Source organism: Actinoplanes xinjiangensis (genome assembly GCF_003148685.1).
Lineage (GTDB): Bacteria > Actinomycetota > Actinomycetes > Mycobacteriales > Micromonosporaceae > Actinoplanes > Actinoplanes xinjiangensis.
This window is the reverse complement of the sequence record NZ_QGGR01000010.1, coordinates 1-15,706: the sequence shown is the minus strand read 5'-3', so window position 1 is coordinate 15,706 and position 15,706 is coordinate 1. Positions and strand designations below refer to the sequence as shown.

11 protein-coding genes are annotated in these 15,706 nt (G+C 69.3%); 2 read left to right on the top strand and 9 right to left on the bottom strand.

Annotated elements, in window-relative coordinates; genetic code table 11:
* Positions 1–648: 648 nt before the first annotated feature.
* Positions 649–1,203 (top strand): Rv3235 family protein, encoded by a 555-nt coding sequence (locus BC793_RS22485; protein WP_239170284.1) that lies wholly within the window; start codon positions 649–651, stop codon positions 1,201–1,203.
* Between the two features lie 414 nt (positions 1,204–1,617).
* On the opposite strand, the gene secA is transcribed toward BC793_RS22485, so the two are convergent.
* The gene (gene secA, locus BC793_RS22480; RefSeq protein ID WP_109595330.1) at positions 1,618–4,509 is read right to left on the bottom strand and encodes a preprotein translocase subunit SecA; all 2,892 of its coding nucleotides are present in this window, start codon (positions 4,507–4,509) and stop codon (positions 1,618–1,620) included.
* Positions 4,510–4,694: 185 nt separating this feature from the next.
* On the opposite strand from secA, the gene BC793_RS22475 reads away from it, so the two are divergent.
* The gene (locus BC793_RS22475; RefSeq protein ID WP_239170282.1) at positions 4,695–5,654 is read left to right on the top strand and encodes a GNAT family N-acetyltransferase; all 960 of its coding nucleotides are present in this window, start codon (positions 4,695–4,697) and stop codon (positions 5,652–5,654) included.
* On the opposite strand, the gene hpf is transcribed toward BC793_RS22475, so the two are convergent.
* From hpf to ahcY, 8 genes are all read right to left on the bottom strand, one after another.
* Positions 5,643–6,260 (bottom strand): ribosome hibernation-promoting factor, HPF/YfiA family, encoded by a 618-nt coding sequence (hpf, locus tag BC793_RS22470; RefSeq protein WP_109595328.1) that lies wholly within the window; start codon positions 6,258–6,260, stop codon positions 5,643–5,645. The two genes, BC793_RS22475 and hpf, sit on opposite strands and share 12 nt — an antisense overlap.
* 273 nt (positions 6,261–6,533) lie before the next feature.
* Positions 6,534–7,250 (bottom strand): ComF family protein, encoded by a 717-nt coding sequence (locus BC793_RS22465; protein ID WP_109595326.1) that lies wholly within the window; start codon positions 7,248–7,250, stop codon positions 6,534–6,536.
* A gap of 12 nt (positions 7,251–7,262) precedes the next feature.
* Entirely contained in the window at positions 7,263–9,074 is a 1,812-nt protein-coding gene (locus BC793_RS22460; RefSeq protein WP_109595324.1) for an LpqB family beta-propeller domain-containing protein, read from the bottom strand.
* 1 nt (position 9,075) lies between these two features.
* Positions 9,076–10,656 (bottom strand): MtrAB system histidine kinase MtrB, encoded by a 1,581-nt coding sequence (gene mtrB / locus BC793_RS22455; protein WP_239170285.1) that lies wholly within the window; start codon positions 10,654–10,656, stop codon positions 9,076–9,078.
* Positions 10,657–10,757: 101 nt separating this feature from the next.
* Positions 10,758–11,447 carry an MtrAB system response regulator MtrA gene (gene mtrA / locus BC793_RS22450; protein ID WP_109595320.1) on the bottom strand — a complete coding sequence of 230 codons (690 nt, stop codon included), beginning with the start codon at positions 11,445–11,447 and terminating at the stop codon, positions 10,758–10,760.
* Between the two features lie 130 nt (positions 11,448–11,577).
* The gene (locus BC793_RS22445) at positions 11,578–11,781 is read right to left on the bottom strand and encodes a DUF397 domain-containing protein (protein ID WP_109595318.1); all 204 of its coding nucleotides are present in this window, start codon (positions 11,779–11,781) and stop codon (positions 11,578–11,580) included.
* Positions 11,782–11,834: 53 nt separating this feature from the next.
* The gene (locus BC793_RS22440) at positions 11,835–12,683 is read right to left on the bottom strand and encodes a helix-turn-helix domain-containing protein (RefSeq protein WP_109595316.1); all 849 of its coding nucleotides are present in this window, start codon (positions 12,681–12,683) and stop codon (positions 11,835–11,837) included.
* Between the two features lie 51 nt (positions 12,684–12,734).
* Positions 12,735–14,180, bottom strand: coding sequence for an adenosylhomocysteinase (gene ahcY, locus BC793_RS22435; protein WP_109595314.1), 1,446 nt, complete (start codon positions 14,178–14,180; stop codon positions 12,735–12,737).
* Positions 14,181–15,706 lie beyond the last annotated feature (1,526 nt).

Here is a 15,706-nt window from a genome sequence, read left to right as displayed (position 1 = left end):
TTCTCGGCAGGCCTTGCGCCCGTCCTCTCCGCCAACCTTTCTCCTTGGGCCCCGCGCCGGCCGCCTTCTCCGCAGGCCTCTCCACCGCCTTCTCGCGGGCCCCTCCGCCCGCTACTCCCCTGGCCCATCCCCGCCTGCTTCTCGCAGGCCCCTCCGCTCGCATCTCCCTTGGCCTCTCCGCCTGCATCTCCCTTGGCCTCTCCGCCCGCATCTCCCCTGGCCTCTCCGCCCGCATCTCCCCTGGCCTCTCCGCCCGCCCTTCCGGCGAGCTCGACGCGAATCGTTTCCCGGCCGCCGCAGCCACTGCTGCGAGCACGACACGAACGCCACAGGCGGCCAGATGCCGGCGCTTAGCCTGCAAGACACAGCAGCTGCCGCCTGCCCGACACGGGTCCATCCCCTCGCCTGATCGGGACGCCGCCGCCGGCACGACGCGGACACCACCAGCCGCCACCCGCGGATCCTTGCGTCGGCCCTGTGCCGGGCCTGTCCCGTCGGGTCGGCGCCGACGACGATGTCATTTGGCAGCATCATGGCTTTTGCACCTCTTCACGATCGATGAGCGACGGTTGCCGCCGCCGTAGCATCTAGGCAAGACTCGACGCTATCGAAGGCAAACGTAGCCAAACGCAAGAATTGGCGGTGGAGATGCGCTCGGCGGTCGAGATGGCACCCACCGGGTCCGGGGCGACGATTCGCCTGCGCCCGGTTCCCCGGTATGAACCCCCGTTCGACGACGAGGCGACGCCACAGGTCTGGACGTCGTCGCGGCAGCTGACGCTGGAGTGGCCGGCCGACAATCCATCGGCGGCCCCACCGCCCGTCGTCGAGCCACCGGTCGTGGCCGGGGCCTCCGGCGATGCCAAGCTCGCGGTCCGCCGGTTCGTGCGGCTCTGTGTCGAGGTCCTCAACGGATTCCGGCCCGCCGCCCACCTGCGGCGGCTCGCGCTGCCGTCACAGGCGGCCGATGTCGTCGCCCAAGGGCTGGCCGGGGCACGCCGGGCGGCCGACTTGCGGAAGACGCGACAGCCGTCGGCCCGTCGGTCACCGGTGGGCGTGATCAAGGTGGTGCTCTGCGAGCCTCGTGCGGGCGCGGTCGAGGCGGCGGTCACCCTGGTCACCGGGGACCGGACCTGGGCGATGGCGTTCCGGCTCGAACTGCACCAGCAGAGCTGGGCCGCGACCACCTTGTTGATCATCTGATGCCTGCAGCTGAAGCTTGCGGCTGACGCCTTCAGCAGGCCCGGCGGACGCGGCCAGCCGCCGCTCGCCAAGACCCCACCGCGAGCGGCGGCCGTCCACGCAGCATCGCTCTCCGCCGCGGCACAGCCCTACCCACGGGCTCCCCGGAACGAGCGGAGGCGATCAACGTCACTTGGTGAAGCCCCGGCGGCGGCTGACGGCGAACACGAAACGGCGGCGGGGAAGCTCAGCGGGGGAAAGCGGAGAAGCGGCAGCGGCGGGAGTGCTCGGCGGCGCGGAGGACGGCCGGCAGGCGGAGGGCGAGGTGGGAGAGCTCGCGTCGGCCGGAGGCCCCGCGACGGATGCCGGGCAAAGCGAACGGCCCGTGTGGACCGGCCGAAGCCGGACCCACACGGGCCGTCGCGCTGCGAAGGGTCAGACCGCTCCGGGCGCTCCGTGGCAGCGCTTGTACTTCTTGCCCGAGCCGCAGTAGCACGGCGCGTTCCGGGACGGGCCGTTCGACTCGCTGGAGGAGCGGTTCCCCGCTGAGCCGGCCGCGGTGTGGGCCGGGCCGACCGGGACGGGCGAGCCGCCCGGGCCGATCGCGACCGGCGGCTCCTGCTGGACCTGCGGGCGGCCGGTACCGGCTTCGCCGTCGATCGTCGGGGCCGTGTACTGGAGGTTCTGCGGGCGGCTGGGCGTGTTGAGGCCCTTGGCGTGCACCTCGACCCGCTCGGGCTCGTCGTCCGGCACGTCGCCGACCCGGGGCAGCTCGAAGGCCTGGCTCGGGTCCAGCGTGACGGGCGGGGGCGCCTCCTCGACCTGGACCTCCAGGTTGAAGACGAGGCCGACCGCCTCCTCCTTGATGCCCTCCATCATCTGGTTGAACATGTCGAAGCCCTCGCGCTGGTACTCCACGACCGGGTCGCGCTGCGCGTAGGCCCGCAGGGAGATGCCCTCCTGGAGGTAGTCCATCTCGTAGAGGTGCTCACGCCACTTGCGGTCGATCACCGCGAGCAGCACCTGGCGCTCCAGCTCGCGGATCGCCTCGGAGCCGAGCTCGTCCTCGCGGGCCTGGTACGCGGCCTGCGCGTCCTGCTTCAGCTGCGCCAGGAGGTACTCCTGGTCGAGCGTGCCCCGCTCGCCGCCGGACTCCTCGACGATGTCGTCGAGGGTGAGGGTGATCGGGTAGAGCCGCTTGAGGTTGGTCCAGAGGTCGTCGAGGTCCCAGTCCTCGGCGAAACCGTCGGAGGTCGCGGCGTTCACGTAGTCGGCCACCACGTCGTCGATCATGTGGGTGACCTGCTCGTGCATGTCCTCGCCGTCGAGCACGCGCCGGCGCTCGGCGTAGACGACCTGCCGCTGCTTGTTCATCACCTCGTCGTACTTGAGGACGTTCTTGCGGATCTCCGCGTTCTGCGCCTCGATCTGGGTCTGCGCGTTGCGGATCTGCTTGCTCACCATCTTCGACTCGATGGGAACGTCCTCGGGGATGTTGAAGCGCTCCATGACCGCCTCGACGGCGCCGGCCCGGAACCGCTTCATCAGGTCGTCCTGAAGCGACAGGTAGAACCGGGACTCGCCCGGGTCACCCTGCCGGCCGGAACGACCACGCAGCTGGTTGTCGATGCGGCGGGAGTCGTGACGCTCGGTGCCGAGCACGTAGAGACCGCCGGCCGCCGTCACCTCCGCGGCTTCCTGCTCGGTGGCCAACTTCACCTCCGGGAGGATCTCCTCCAGCGCCTTCGCATACTCCTCGGGGCTCTCCACCGGGTCGAGGCCGCGCTGGCGCAGCTCGGCCGCGGCGGTGAAGTCCGGGTTGCCGCCGAGCAGGATGTCGGTGCCACGACCGGCCATGTTGGTGGCCACCGTGACCGCGCCCTTCCGGCCGGCCTGCGCGATGATCGTGGCCTCCTGCGCGTGGAACTTCGCGTTCAGCACGCTGTGCGGGATGCCACGGCGGCGCAGCAGCTGGGAGAGGATCTCCGAGTTCTCCACGGAGACGGTGCCGACGAGGACCGGCTGGCCGGTCGCGTGCCGCTCGGCGATGTCCTCGATGACCGCGTTGAACTTGGCCCGCTCGGTCTTGTAGATGACGTCCGGGTGGTCGATCCGGATCATCGGGCGGTGCGTCGGGATGCTGACGACGCCGACCTTGTAGACGCTGTTGAACTCGCCGGCCTCGGTCTGTGCCGTACCGGTCATGCCGCCGAGCTTCTCGTAGAGGCGGAAGAAGTTCTGGAGGGTGACGGTCGCGAGGGTCTGGTTCTCCTGCTTGACCTCCACCCCCTCCTTCGCCTCGATGGCCTGGTGCATGCCCTCGTTGTAGCGGCGGCCGTGCAGGATGCGGCCGGTGAACTCGTCGACGATCAGGACCTCGCCCTCGGGGCTGACGATGTAGTCCTTGTCGCGCTTGTAGAGCTCCTTGGCCTTGATGGCGTTGTTCAGGTAGCCGACCAGCGGGGTGTTCACCGACTCGTACAGGTTGTCGATGCCGATCCGGTCCTCGACCTTGGCGACGCCGCGCTCGGTGACCGCGATGGTCCGCTTGGCGACGTCGACCTCGTAGTCGCCCTCGCCGTCCTTGCCGGGCTGGAGGCGGGCGACGATCTGGGCGAACTCGCCATACCACCGCTGGGAGTGCTCGGCCGGGCCGGAGATGATCAGCGGGGTGCGCGCCTCGTCGATGAGGATCGAGTCCACCTCGTCGACGATCGCGAAGTGGTGCCCGCGCTGCACCCGCTCGTCCTTCGACCACGCCATGTTGTCGCGCAGGTAGTCGAAGCCGAACTCGTTGTTCGTCCCGTACGTGATGTCGCACTGGTATGCGGCACGGTGTTCGGCGGCCGGCCGGTTCGGCAGGATGACGCCGACGGTCAGGCCGAGGAACACGTGCACCCGGCCGACCCACTCGGCGTCACGCTGAGCCAGGTAGTCGTTGACCGTGATGATGTGCACACCCTTGCCGCTCAACGCGTTGAGGTAGGCCGGGAACACACCGGTCAGGGTCTTGCCCTCACCGGTCTTCATCTCCGGGATGTTGCCGAAGTGCAGCGCGGCGCCACCCATCAGCTGGACGTCATACGCCCGCTGGCCGAGCACCCGTTTCGCGCCCTCCCGGGCGACCGCGAAGGCCTCTGGCAGCAACGAGTCGAGTGATTCACCCTCTTCGTAACGCTCCTTGAACTGCTGGGTGCATTCGCGCAACTCATCATCGGTGAGATCGACATAGTCGTCCTCGATCGAGTTGACCGCGTCCGCGATCGCCTTGAGCCGTCGCACCATGCGGCCTTCGCCGGCGCGAAGAATCTTTTCCAAAATCGACACGGGTCAACGCTCCCCTAGACAGTCTGCCGAACCATCGTAGGCACCTTCGCCCTGGACCTGTGACCCTGGCCTCCGGGGAAGCTCGCAAACCGGGCGAAAGTCTCCCCGAAGTTCGCTGAAAGCGCAGCCTTCGACTTGTCGGAAACGTATTTGATGGCCGGGCGCGTCCCGGAGAGGATGGCCATGTGGATCAGAACACCGAAGTACGGGTCGAGGACGCGGGTGCCGGCGGCGGAATCCGCTTCCGGGGCGACACGATCGTCGACGGGCGCACCGGCGACGTTCTCGGGCGCATCGGGCTCGAACACGGAATCCTGACCTTCGAGGTGATACCGGAGTTCCGCGGGCGGGGTGTGGCGACCACGGCGGTGCGTGAGTTCAGCCGGGTGATGCTCACCCGGCGTGACCGGCTGGAGATGCGGATCGAGTGGGAGAACCCGGTGGCCCAGCGGGTCGCCCTGGCCGCCGGTTACACCCGCGAGTCGGTCCGCCGGGGTCATCCCGAGCTGCTGGTCTACTCCCGCCTGGCGGACGACCCGGAGACCCCCGCGCTGCGCCTGCTGCCCGATCTGCCCGGCGGCGAGTTGTCCGACGGCGTGGTCACTCTCCGACCGCTCGGGGAGCAGGACATCGACTTCTACACCGAGCTGCACAACGTGCCGGACGTCATCGCCACCAGCGTGCCGCCGGAGCAGAAATCGGCCGAGGAGATCCGGCGCCGGTGCGCCCGCGCGCAGGCGCACTGGCTGGCGGGTGACCGGGCCGACCTGGTCATCCTCGACGGCGCGACCGGGGCACGGGCCGGCGACATCGGCCTGTATTACCAGGAGCCGCCGACCGGTCAGGCGATGATCGGGTACAGCATGCTCCCGGCGTACCGGAAGAAGGGTTTCGCCTCTCGCGCCGCGCAACTTCTCGCTCTCTGGGCCTTCGCCGAGACGGGGATCGCCCGTCTCATCGCCGGGACACTGCCGACGAACACCGGGTCGCAGCGGGTGCTGGAGAAGGCCGGTTTCACCCGCGAGGCATACCTGCGCTCGCGTCTGCCCGGTCCGGACGGCACGCGCACCGACGACGTCCAGTACGTGCTCCTCGCCGGAGACCTGCTCGCACAGGCCTCCGGCGGGAGCGCTTCACATACCTAGGCTGAGGATGCCGTAGTCGTAACCGCGGCGGCGATAGACCACACTGGGCCGGCCGCTGTCCTTGTCATGGAACAGATAGAAGTCGTGGCCGACGAGCTCCATCTGGAAGAGGGCGTCGTCGACGGTCATCGGCTCGGCCGAGTGCTCCTTCTCCCGCACGATGCGCCACGGCTGGTCCTCGTCGTGCTCGGTCGGCTCCGTCTCGAGAGCCGGCTCGGTGAGCGTCGCGGTCCGGCCGTGCGTCAGGTCGGTGGGGAGATTGGCGGTGGCCGCGGCGACGGAGACCGGCGCGTGCCTTCCGCGATGCACCCGGCGCCGGTCGGCGGAACGGCGCAGCCGGGCGTCGAGTTTGTTGATGGCGCAGTCCAGGGCTGCGTAGAAATCCTGTGCCTGGGCCTCGGCGCGTACCACCGGGCCCTTGGTCCTGACGGTGATCTCGACCCGCTGGCAGGTGTCGGACTGTCGCGGATTGCGTTCGTGGAAGAGCTCCACGTCCGCCCTCATCAGCTTCTGGTCGTAACGCTCGACCTTGCTCAGCTTGTCGGCGACATGCTCTCGATAATGGTCGGGAACCTCTACGTTGCGGCCTTTGACGACAATGTCCACTCGTGACCTCCCCCAACGCTAAGTGCTTGCCGGCGCCGATTCGCGGCCTGGCCGGCTACTGGGTGAAAACCACCGCGTCATGATCAACTACCGGACGCGGCCCATGAGAGTGAGACGACTCCTTTCCGGTGCGACTGAGGCGCTCCCGGTGGCGGGCGAGTCTGCGTGCTCGCCCTCGTCACCTAGACGCTATCCCGCCTATGCCCGCCAGTCACCCCTCGTTTGGGATAACCGAAGACTGACATCGGCCTCTATCGGCAGACCGGGGCGCGGTCACAGGGGAATGCCGGTGCGAATTCCGCGCAATTCCGTCGCTGCGAGCACTGCGGCACCTGTGACCTGCATGTCCGCCTCCTCAAGCCGGCGCGCCACCGCCGCCAGAGTGGCGCCGGTGGTGACGATGTCATCCGTCACCACCAGCGTGCCTCGTGATCTACCGTCGCGGAGGGGATTGCCGATTCGGGGCATCATTCGCAGCGAATTGACAGCTACAGTCGCCCGTTCGGATGCATCCAGTGACGTTGAGTCAGGACGGGGCAGGGCGCGAAGCGGCTGTACGACATTCACCCGGTAACCGGCGGCCCGCAACCGCCCGGCCGCGTGCCCCGCGAGACGGGCCATGTGGTCGCCGTACCGCTCGCGGCGGGCCGCCGCGGTCGACGGGACCGGAACGAGCGTCACCGGACGGTCCCGCGGTGCGAGCGCCGCCACCGCCGCCGCCAGCAACATCCCGAGCGGCCGGGCGAGCCGGTGACGACCCTTCTCCTTGTACGCCAGCAGCGCGCCCCGCAACGGCCCGGCGTACGCCCCCACCGTCACGCAGTCCGGAAAACCGGCCGGCGGCGGGCTGGGCAGGGCCGCCCGTGGCCGCAGCGACTCCAGCGCCGTCACACAGGCCGCACAAGTGCCGTAGGTGAGCCGTACCCGCTCCGCCCCGCACCCCGCGCAGGCGCCCGGCAGGACGAGATCGGCGAGTTCCGAGAAGACCATGTCACTCGCTCGTCAGTTGAGGAAGAACGGCGCTTCGGGAACCACCTCGGGCCGCGGCTCTCCGGTCGGGCCGGCCAGGTCCTTCGCCGCGATCTGCACCGGCGACGACAGGGCCTCGAACGCGTTCCTCCCGTTCGAGGTGGAGAAGAGAACCGAGCCGTCGCTGTTGGGCTTGACCAACGGGTTCGCCGGATAGGAGGTGAGGTAGGTGACCACGTCGTTGCCCATGTCCTGGAGCACCGGGTCCTGAAGCACACCGTCGATCGACGTGTAGATCATCGAGGTCCGGCCGCCGCGGCTCACTCCGGCCACGGCCAGCCAGCCCTCACCGCTGAAGTCCACTGCGGTGACCGACGTGAGTGGTGAGAAGACCTGCTGGAGGCCGGTGAGGGCCAGCCCGTCGCCGCTGAGGTTGAGGACCGCCCGGTAGAGCCGTCCGCCGACCACCAGTGCCACCCGGTGCCCGTCCGGCGCGACCGTGATCGCGGTGATCTGCCCGGACGTCCCGGGCGCGGAGACCTCCTGCACCGGGCCGCCCTGCGCCCGGAAACGCCAGAGCCGGCCGCCCGACACGATCAGACCGACCGCGCCGGTGACGTCGTTGTCCGGGGTGATCGCCCAGACCGGCGTGCCCAGGCCGGCGGTGAGGCCGGGGATCTCCTTGAGCCCGGCCCGGCCGCCGAGGCCCGCGCTGCCCACCCGGAGCCGCTCGTTCTTCCCCGAGCCGGTCACCAGGGCCGCGAACAGGTGGGTCGCGGAGGTGCTCAGAGCGGCCCGCGAGACGTCCTTGTTGTCCTCCGGCGCGAGGCCCGGCACCGCGTCGGAGGTGGGACGGGCCGCCTCGACCAGGCGCCGGACGGTACGGTCGTAGATCACATACCGCTCCGGGTCGGGCACCAGCCGATACGCCGGGTTGCTGGAGATGAAGTCCTGACCGGAGTAACTCCGCGGCTGCTGGTGGCCGACCGTCAGGTCCAGATAATCCGGTAGCAGCCGGCGCAGCGACCACTGCAACTGCATGCGCAGGCGTTCCATGGCCTCGACCGCGCCCTCGGTCGGCACCGCCTGCGCGCTCAGCTTGATCTGCAGCCGGTCCTCGTCGATGGCCGGCACCTTGTTCTCCAGTTTGGTGCCGTCCGGCAGGGGCTCCACCGCGTCCTGGATCCACGGGGCGGGCCCGCCGATCAGCCAGTTCAGGATGATCGTCGGCTCCTGCTCGATGGGCACCTCACGCAGCAGATAGCGCACGTCGGGGACCAGGCCGGTCCGGTCGGTGTTCCAGAAGTAGATCGTGCGCTCGTCGTAGTACTCCGTCACGGCGGTGTCGCTGAGCAGCAGGAACGGTGGCGCCTGCACCACGTAGAGCCCTTCGCCGGCGACCTCGCCGAGGACCAGCTCGTACTTGTCCTCGACCAGCTCGGGCGACGGCTCCAGCATCCCGTTCTTACCGAGGGTGCCGAGGAGCTGATAGGAGATCTCCACCCGGTCCTCGGTCGAGTTGACCAGCGGCTTGTCGGTCAGGCGGATCACGCGGGGTGCGGCCGGCGGGTTGAAACCGTCCCGGGTGCTGGTCGCCATGAACTGCTTGACCCGGTCCAGGGCCCCGTCGTACTCCCCCGCGGCCGCACGCAGATAGTTGGCGACGAACTGGAGGCGGTCGCTCGTCGAGTCCCGGGTGATCCGGGTCCGCAGACCGCCCTCCCCGGAGGAGGTGCCGGTGGACGGGCCGGGCCCGACCACGGTCACGTCCGAGTCGTCGGGGATGCCGCACCCGGCGAGCAGCAGCGCGGCGACGGCCGCGCCGGCCAGCACACGACGAACCATCTCAGCTCACCTCCGCGGTACGGTCCCGGGGAATCAACGGCAGCGGCGCGGCCACCAGCCGGTCGCCGGCCCGCACCGGCAGCGTGAGCCGGAACTGGGCGCCCTCGCCGGGCGAACCCCAGGCCTCCAGCCAGCCGCCGTGCAGCCGTGCGTCCTCGACGCTGATGGACAGCCCGAGGCCGGTGCCGCCGGTCTGCCGGGCCCGGGACGGATCGGCCCGCCAGAACCGGTTGAAGACCAGGCGTTCCTCGCCCGGCTTCAGGCCGATGCCGTGGTCGCGCACGGTGATCGCCACCGCCGCGTCGTCGGTCGCCATGGTGATCTGCACCGGTTTCGCCTCGGCGTGCTCGACGGCGTTGCCCACCAGGTTACGCAGCACCCGCTCCACCCGCCGCGGATCGACCTCGGCGATCACCGCGGCGTCCGGCAGGCGCAGCTGCAACTCCACACCGGCCCGCTCGGCCAGCCCGGTGAGCCGCTCGGCCACCCGCTCGACGATCGGGACCAGGTCGGTGTGCTCCGCGTCCAGCGCGGCGAAACCGGCGTCGAACCGGCTGATCTCCAGCAGGTCGGTGAGCAGCTCCTCGAAGCGGTCCAGTTCGGCCTGGAGCAGCTCGGCGCTGCGCGCCACCGCCGGGTCGAACTCCTCCCGCTCGGAGAAGATCAGGTCGGCGGCCATCCGTACGGTCGTCAGGGGTGTCCGCAGCTCGTGCGACACGTCCGAGGTGAACCGGCGTTGCAGGCGGGACATCTCCTCGAGCCGGACGATCTGCCGCTGGAGGTTCGCCGCCATCTGGTTGAACGCGGCCGCGAGCAGGGCCAGATCGTCCTCGCCGTCGACCTTCATCCGCTGGTCGAGCAGGCCGGCCGAGAGCCGCTGGGCGGTCCGGGCGGCGACCCGCACCGGGGTCACCACCAGGCGGGTGACCAGGGCCGCCACCACGCCGAGCAGGATGACCAGGGCCAGGCCGGTGGCGAGCACCGTGGTGCCCATCAGGTTCGCGTCCTGGTCCTCGCTGGTCAGCGGAACCATGTAGTAGAGCTCGACCTGGCCGAAGCGGGTGGTGACCGGTGACCCGTACACCAGATATTTGATCGTCTCGCCGCCTATCTCGGCGGTCCGGATCTGTTTGCTGACCCCGCCGCCCTCGCCGGAGACCGCCTTGATCATCCCTGGGGTGATCAGGTCCCGGGTGTCGACCTCCTCGGGCACGACGACGGCCTTGAGATCCGGCCAGCCCTCGGCCCGGATCGAGATCACCGCGTTGCCACGGGCCGTGGACTCACCCTCGAAGAGCTGGTTGACCAGGTCGGTGAGCGCGCTCGGCAGCTCCGGGTCACGCGCCTGGGGATAGAGGGTGAGCTGGGCGCGCGCGAACTTCACCTTGGTGTTCAGCGCCGACAACGCCTCGTCCTCGGCCCGGCTCAGGAGGATCTCGGCGCTGCGGTCGGCGATGTAGCCACCGAACGTGCCGACCAGCAGGCTGGAGGCGACCAGGGTGATCGCCACCACCCGCAGCTGGAGCGACCGGCGCCAGGCCCGCCGGGCCGGCGCCGTGTATCGCGTCGCATATCGCACCATCACGCGCCAGTAGCGCCGCACCACTCGCAGGGCACGGCGCACGGGCATGGGGAGCCAGGCAGGAGCACGCATCTCGCGGCAAGGTTAGCCGCTCGCGGGCATCAGCCGGTGCCCGCCTTGTAGCCGACACCACGGACCGTCAGGATGATCTCCGGCCGCTCCGGATCCGGCTCGATCTTGGCGCGCAGTCGCTGCACGTGCACGTTGACCAGGCGGGTGTCGGCGGCGTGCCGGTAACCCCAGACCTGCTCCAGCAGCACCTCGCGGGTGAACACCTGACGCGGCTTGCGGGCCAGCGCGACCAGCAGGTCGAACTCCAGCGGCGTCAGCTTCACCTCCTCGCCGTCCCGGGACACGGTGTGCGCCGGCACGTCGATGGTGATCTGGTTCCCCGGAGGCCCTATGGTCAGCATCTCCGGCGCGGCGTCCTCGCCCCGGCGCAACCGGGCCCGCATCCGGGCCACCAGCTCCTTGGGCTTGAACGGCTTGACCACGTAGTCGTCGGCGCCGGACTCCAGGCCCAGCACGACGTCCACGGTGTCACTCTTGGCCGTCAGCATGACTATCGGGACACCCGACTCGGCGCGGATCGCGCGAGCCACGTCGATCCCGCTCATGCCCGGAAGCATCAGGTCGAGCAGGACGATGTCGGGGCGGTTCTCCCGGAAGGCGGCCAGGGCCCGTTCACCGTCCGCTACGAAGGACGGGAGGAAGCCTTCGCTGCGCAGAACGATGCCGAGCATCTCGGCCAACGCTGGGTCGTCATCGACGACCAGTACCCGGGCTCTCATGCGGTCCAATATTGCACTGTCCTCCCGGTCTTCGCGTTACCTGGGGGCCGATCTTGCCCGGGAGCCTACCTTCAGCGATAGAAAAACGGGCGGTCCCGGTCCGGGACCGCCCGTGGCACGCGATCAGCGATCAGATGCCGGGCCGGTCGAACTCTCCCGCGCGAACACCGGCGATGAAGCCGGTCCAGTCACCGGAGCCGAAGCTGAGCACCGGGCCGGTGACGTTCTTGGAATCGCGAACCAGCACCGTGGCGGGCGCCTCGGCGACTTCGACACAGTGCCCGGCAGCGCCACTACGGCTGCTCTTGCGCCAGGTCAGTGTGGTGTCCTGCATGATCGTCTCCCTTTACCGTGGAATGCTTCTCCATTGGACCCCACGGCGAGGAGTCAACGGCCGATCCGATCCCTCGACCGGGCGATGGCCGTTCGGCTCTCTTCTGGCGACAATGCGCGTTCCTGCAGGTCATCGAAGGCGTCGCGGTACACGTCGATCTCCTCCGGCTTCACCCGGAAGAGGCCGCCGGTCAGCCCTTCGATGTGCACCACGGGTGACCTGGTGCCGGGCGCGAACTCCAGGACCATGAACGACTCGATCAGTCCGGCGTGCGCGCCCGCCTCAAAAGGGAGGATCAACAACTCGATCCCGGGGCGGCTGCTCGCCTCATGGAGCCGGGTCAACTGGCGCCGCTGCACGGCCGGCCCACCGATCTGGCGCAGCAGGACCCCCTCGTCGACGACGATCCGCAGCGTGGGCGGCGGCACCCGGTTCATCGTGTTCTGCCGGCCCATCCGCAGCGCGAGGCGGCGCTGGATGATCGCCGAGTCGTCGATGTCCGCGCCGGTCTCGATCACCGCCCGGGCATACTCGTCGGTCTGCAACAGGCCCGGGACCACCTGGGCCTCCCACTCGAAGATCCGGACCGCCTCGGCCTCCAGGGCCAGATACTCGTCGTACGGATCCGGCACCGACGACCGGTACGGCGTCCACCAGGCCCGTGCCCGCCCGCGCCGGGCCAGGCCCCGCAGCCGTCCCCGGTCCTCCACCGCGACCCCGTAGAGGGTCAGCAGACGGTCCAGGTCGGGCTCGCTGATCCCGGTGTGCGCGGTCTCGATCCGGCTCAGTTTCGACTCGGACCATCCCAGCGCCGTCGCCACGTCGACAGCACGGCGCTCACCGCGGAGCCGGCGCAGTTCACTGCCCAGCTCCCGGCGTGCTGTCGAAGTCGGCCTCGCCACGTGGTCACCATATCGACGCGGCGACCCTTCGATGCAACTTGCAAACGCTCTTCAGTAGCGGTAGTGCTCCGGCTTGTACGGCCCCTCGACCGCGATCCCGAGGTATGCGGCCTGCTCCTTGGTCAGTTCGGTCAGGCGCACACCCAGCGCGGCGAGGTGCAGGCGGGCCACCTTCTCGTCGAGTTTCTTCGGCAGCACATACACCCCCACGGGGTACTCCCCGGTCTTGGTGAACAACTCGATCTGCGCGATCGTCTGGTTCGAGAAACTGTTACTCATCACGAACGAGGGGTGCCCGGTGGCGTTGCCGAGGTTCAGCAGGCGGCCCTCGGAGAGCACGATGATCGAGTGCCCGTCGGCGAACCTCCACTCGTCCACCTGAGGCTTGATGGTGATCTTCTGAACGTCCGGGCGCCGCTGCAGCCCCGCCATGTCGATCTCGTTGTCGAAGTGCCCGATGTTCCCGACGATGGCCAGGTGCTTCATCCGCGCCATGTGCTCGTGCGTGATCACGTCGAAGCACCCCGTCGCCGTGACGAAGATGTCCGCATACGTCACGACCTCGTCGATCGTGGACACCTGATAGCCGTCCATCGCGGCCTGCAACGCGCAGATCGGGTCCACCTCGGTCACGATCACCCGGGCTCCCTGGCCGCGCAGCGACTCCGCACAACCCTTGCCGACGTCGCCGTACCCGAAGACGACCGCCACCTTGCCGCCGATCAGCACGTCGGTGGCCCGGTTGAGGCCGTCGATCAGTGAGTGCCGGCAGCCGTACTTGTTGTCGAACTTCGATTTCGTCACCGAGTCGTTCACGTTGATCGCCGGGAACAGCAGCGTCCCGGCCTGCTGCATCTCGTAGAGCCGGTGCACACCGGTGGTGGTCTCCTCGGTGACCCCCTTGATCCCGGCCGCGATGCGGGTCCACCGCCTGCCGTCCTCGGTCAGGCTGCGCCCGAGCAGCTTCAGGACCACCGCGTACTCCTCGGACTCGGCGGTCTCCGGCGACGGCACGACGCCGGCCCGCTCGAAGTCGGCGCCCTTGTGCACCAGCAGCGTCGCGTCCCCACCGTCGTCGAGGATCATGTTCGGCGCCTCGCCGTCCGGCCAGAGCAGCACCTTCTCGGTGCACCACCAGTACTCGTCGAGCGTCTCGCCCTTCCACGCGTAGACCGGCACCCCGTCCGGCTTCTCCGGCGTGCCGTCGCGCCCCACCACGATCGCCGCGGCGGCATGATCCTGCGTCGAGAAGATGTTGCAGGACGCCCAGCGCACCTGCGCACCCAGCGCGGTCAGCGTCTCGATCAGCACCGCGGTCTGGATCGTCATGTGCAGCGAGCCGGTGATCCGCGCCCCGCGCAGCGGTTGCGACGGCCCGAACTCCTCCCGCAACGCCATCAGGCCCGGCATCTCGTGCTCGGCGAGTTCGATCTCCTTACGGCCGAACGCGGCCAGCGACAGGTCTGCGACCTTGAAATCACCGTCGGTGCCAGTCATGCGAACCCCCGTGGATGGCCGAAGCAGCGGTTCACTCTAAGACGAGCTTCACCCAGAAAACCCCGATTTGGTACGACCCAGGCAGGCCCATCAAGCCAGGCCGTCACGTGTCTGTCCCGTGGCGAAGCTCACCGGGGCTGCCCCACTCACCGTCACACCGCAATCCGTCACCCGGGCGCCTTCAGCCCGCCCCGCCTAGCCCGTCCCCCGTCGCATCGAGTTGCCGCTTCCCATCGCCCCGCCTCGCCCCGCCTCGCCCCGCCTCGCCTCGCCCCGCCTCGGCCCGCCTCGCCCGCCCCGCATCTCCCCGCCCCTCGCATCGCCCCGCCCCGCATCGCCCCGCCCCGCATCGCCCCGCCCCTCGCATCGCCCCGCCCCTCGCATCGCCTCGCATCGCCCCGCCCGCCCGCCTCGCCGATGACCGGTGCCCGCAACCGCCACCAGGCGGTCCCCGACGGGGGCGGTGGCGGGCGGACCGGCGCGGGCCCTGCTCACCTGGGCCGAGCGTGGCCGGACGGCCGTCACGGCGAGCGCCTGCTACGACAACGGACCGACGGGCGCCTGCCGAGCGTCTGCCACGACCCACGGGGCCGACGGGCGCCTGCCCCGGCGAGAGGTCACAGCGAGCGTCGGCCACGACCAACGGGCCGACGGGCGCTTGCCACGACGACGGGGGCACACAATGCCCGTTCGTGGTCGCCTGCCATCGCGATACCGACGATGAGCGCTCACGCAATGTCGAGTGTGTGACCTGATCAGCGTGATGACGATGGCCGAAGCGCACGATCGCCGATCGTGCGCTCTCACATCGCCAGCCCCAAGGGCCCGGCACACACGCCCAGCTTTTAATGAGCCGGGCATAACGGTCGACACCCCGCCCGACACGGTCGACAGGCTCACCACACGGTCGGCAGCCCTGGCCCGGCATGACCCCGCGGGAGCCGCCTCGGCCCACCGGAGGATCTCACTGGATGTCGCCGCCCATTCGGTTCCCTCAGCTGCACCCGGCGACCTCCACGGATGCAGCTGATGCCCGCCGGGGATGAAGGGATATATCTGAGATCAGCGAGCGTGCCGCGCCGATTGTCCGGACGGCACGGCCTGTCTCGGGCGTAGACCCGCCCACCGTGGGGTGAAATCGTCCAGGCATAGCGAACGGGGCGACAGGTCGAAACCCGCCGCCCCGTTCATCCCCCCGGTTTGGTACCGCGCGCGTCCGTGGGACCCCCCGATCACCAATGACGCTGCGTGCTCTTAGATTCACACTCCGCAACCATCATGTCAAGTTATTTGCAGAAATTTCCGTCATGTCTTCTAGACAGAGCGTCACCGGCCCGCAGGGAGCGGTGACGCGGGCCCAGCACGACAGCCGAGTTCGCCTCTGTCCGGACGCCCCTCAGCCCATGACGTGACGGCCAAGGGGGCTACTAGTACTGCAACCCGGTGTTGCGACTTGAGCAGCGGTCGCTCGTTGACTGGTCATGTTGGGTGGGGCGGTGCTCGCGGAGTGGCAAGCGGGTCTGGAT

Excerpts from the sequence above, each read along its gene's own strand:
- BC793_RS22460 (WP_109595324.1), bottom strand. The coding sequence starts at position 9,074 with ATGGTTCGTCGTGTGCTGGCCGGCGCGGCCGTCGCCGCGCTGCTGCTC.
- ahcY (WP_109595314.1), bottom strand. The coding sequence starts at position 14,180 with ATGACTGGCACCGACGGTGATTTCAAGGTCGCAGACCTGTCGCTGGCC.
- mtrA (WP_109595320.1), bottom strand. The coding sequence starts at position 11,447 with ATGAGAGCCCGGGTACTGGTCGTCGATGACGACCCAGCGTTGGCCGAG.
- BC793_RS22445 (WP_109595318.1), bottom strand. The coding sequence starts at position 11,781 with ATGCAGGACACCACACTGACCTGGCGCAAGAGCAGCCGTAGTGGCGCT.
- BC793_RS22485 (WP_239170284.1), top strand. The coding sequence starts at position 649 with ATGCGCTCGGCGGTCGAGATGGCACCCACCGGGTCCGGGGCGACGATT.
- BC793_RS22465 (WP_109595326.1), bottom strand. The coding sequence starts at position 7,250 with ATGGTCTTCTCGGAACTCGCCGATCTCGTCCTGCCGGGCGCCTGCGCG.
- mtrB (WP_239170285.1), bottom strand. The coding sequence starts at position 10,656 with ATGGTGCGATATGCGACGCGATACACGGCGCCGGCCCGGCGGGCCTGG.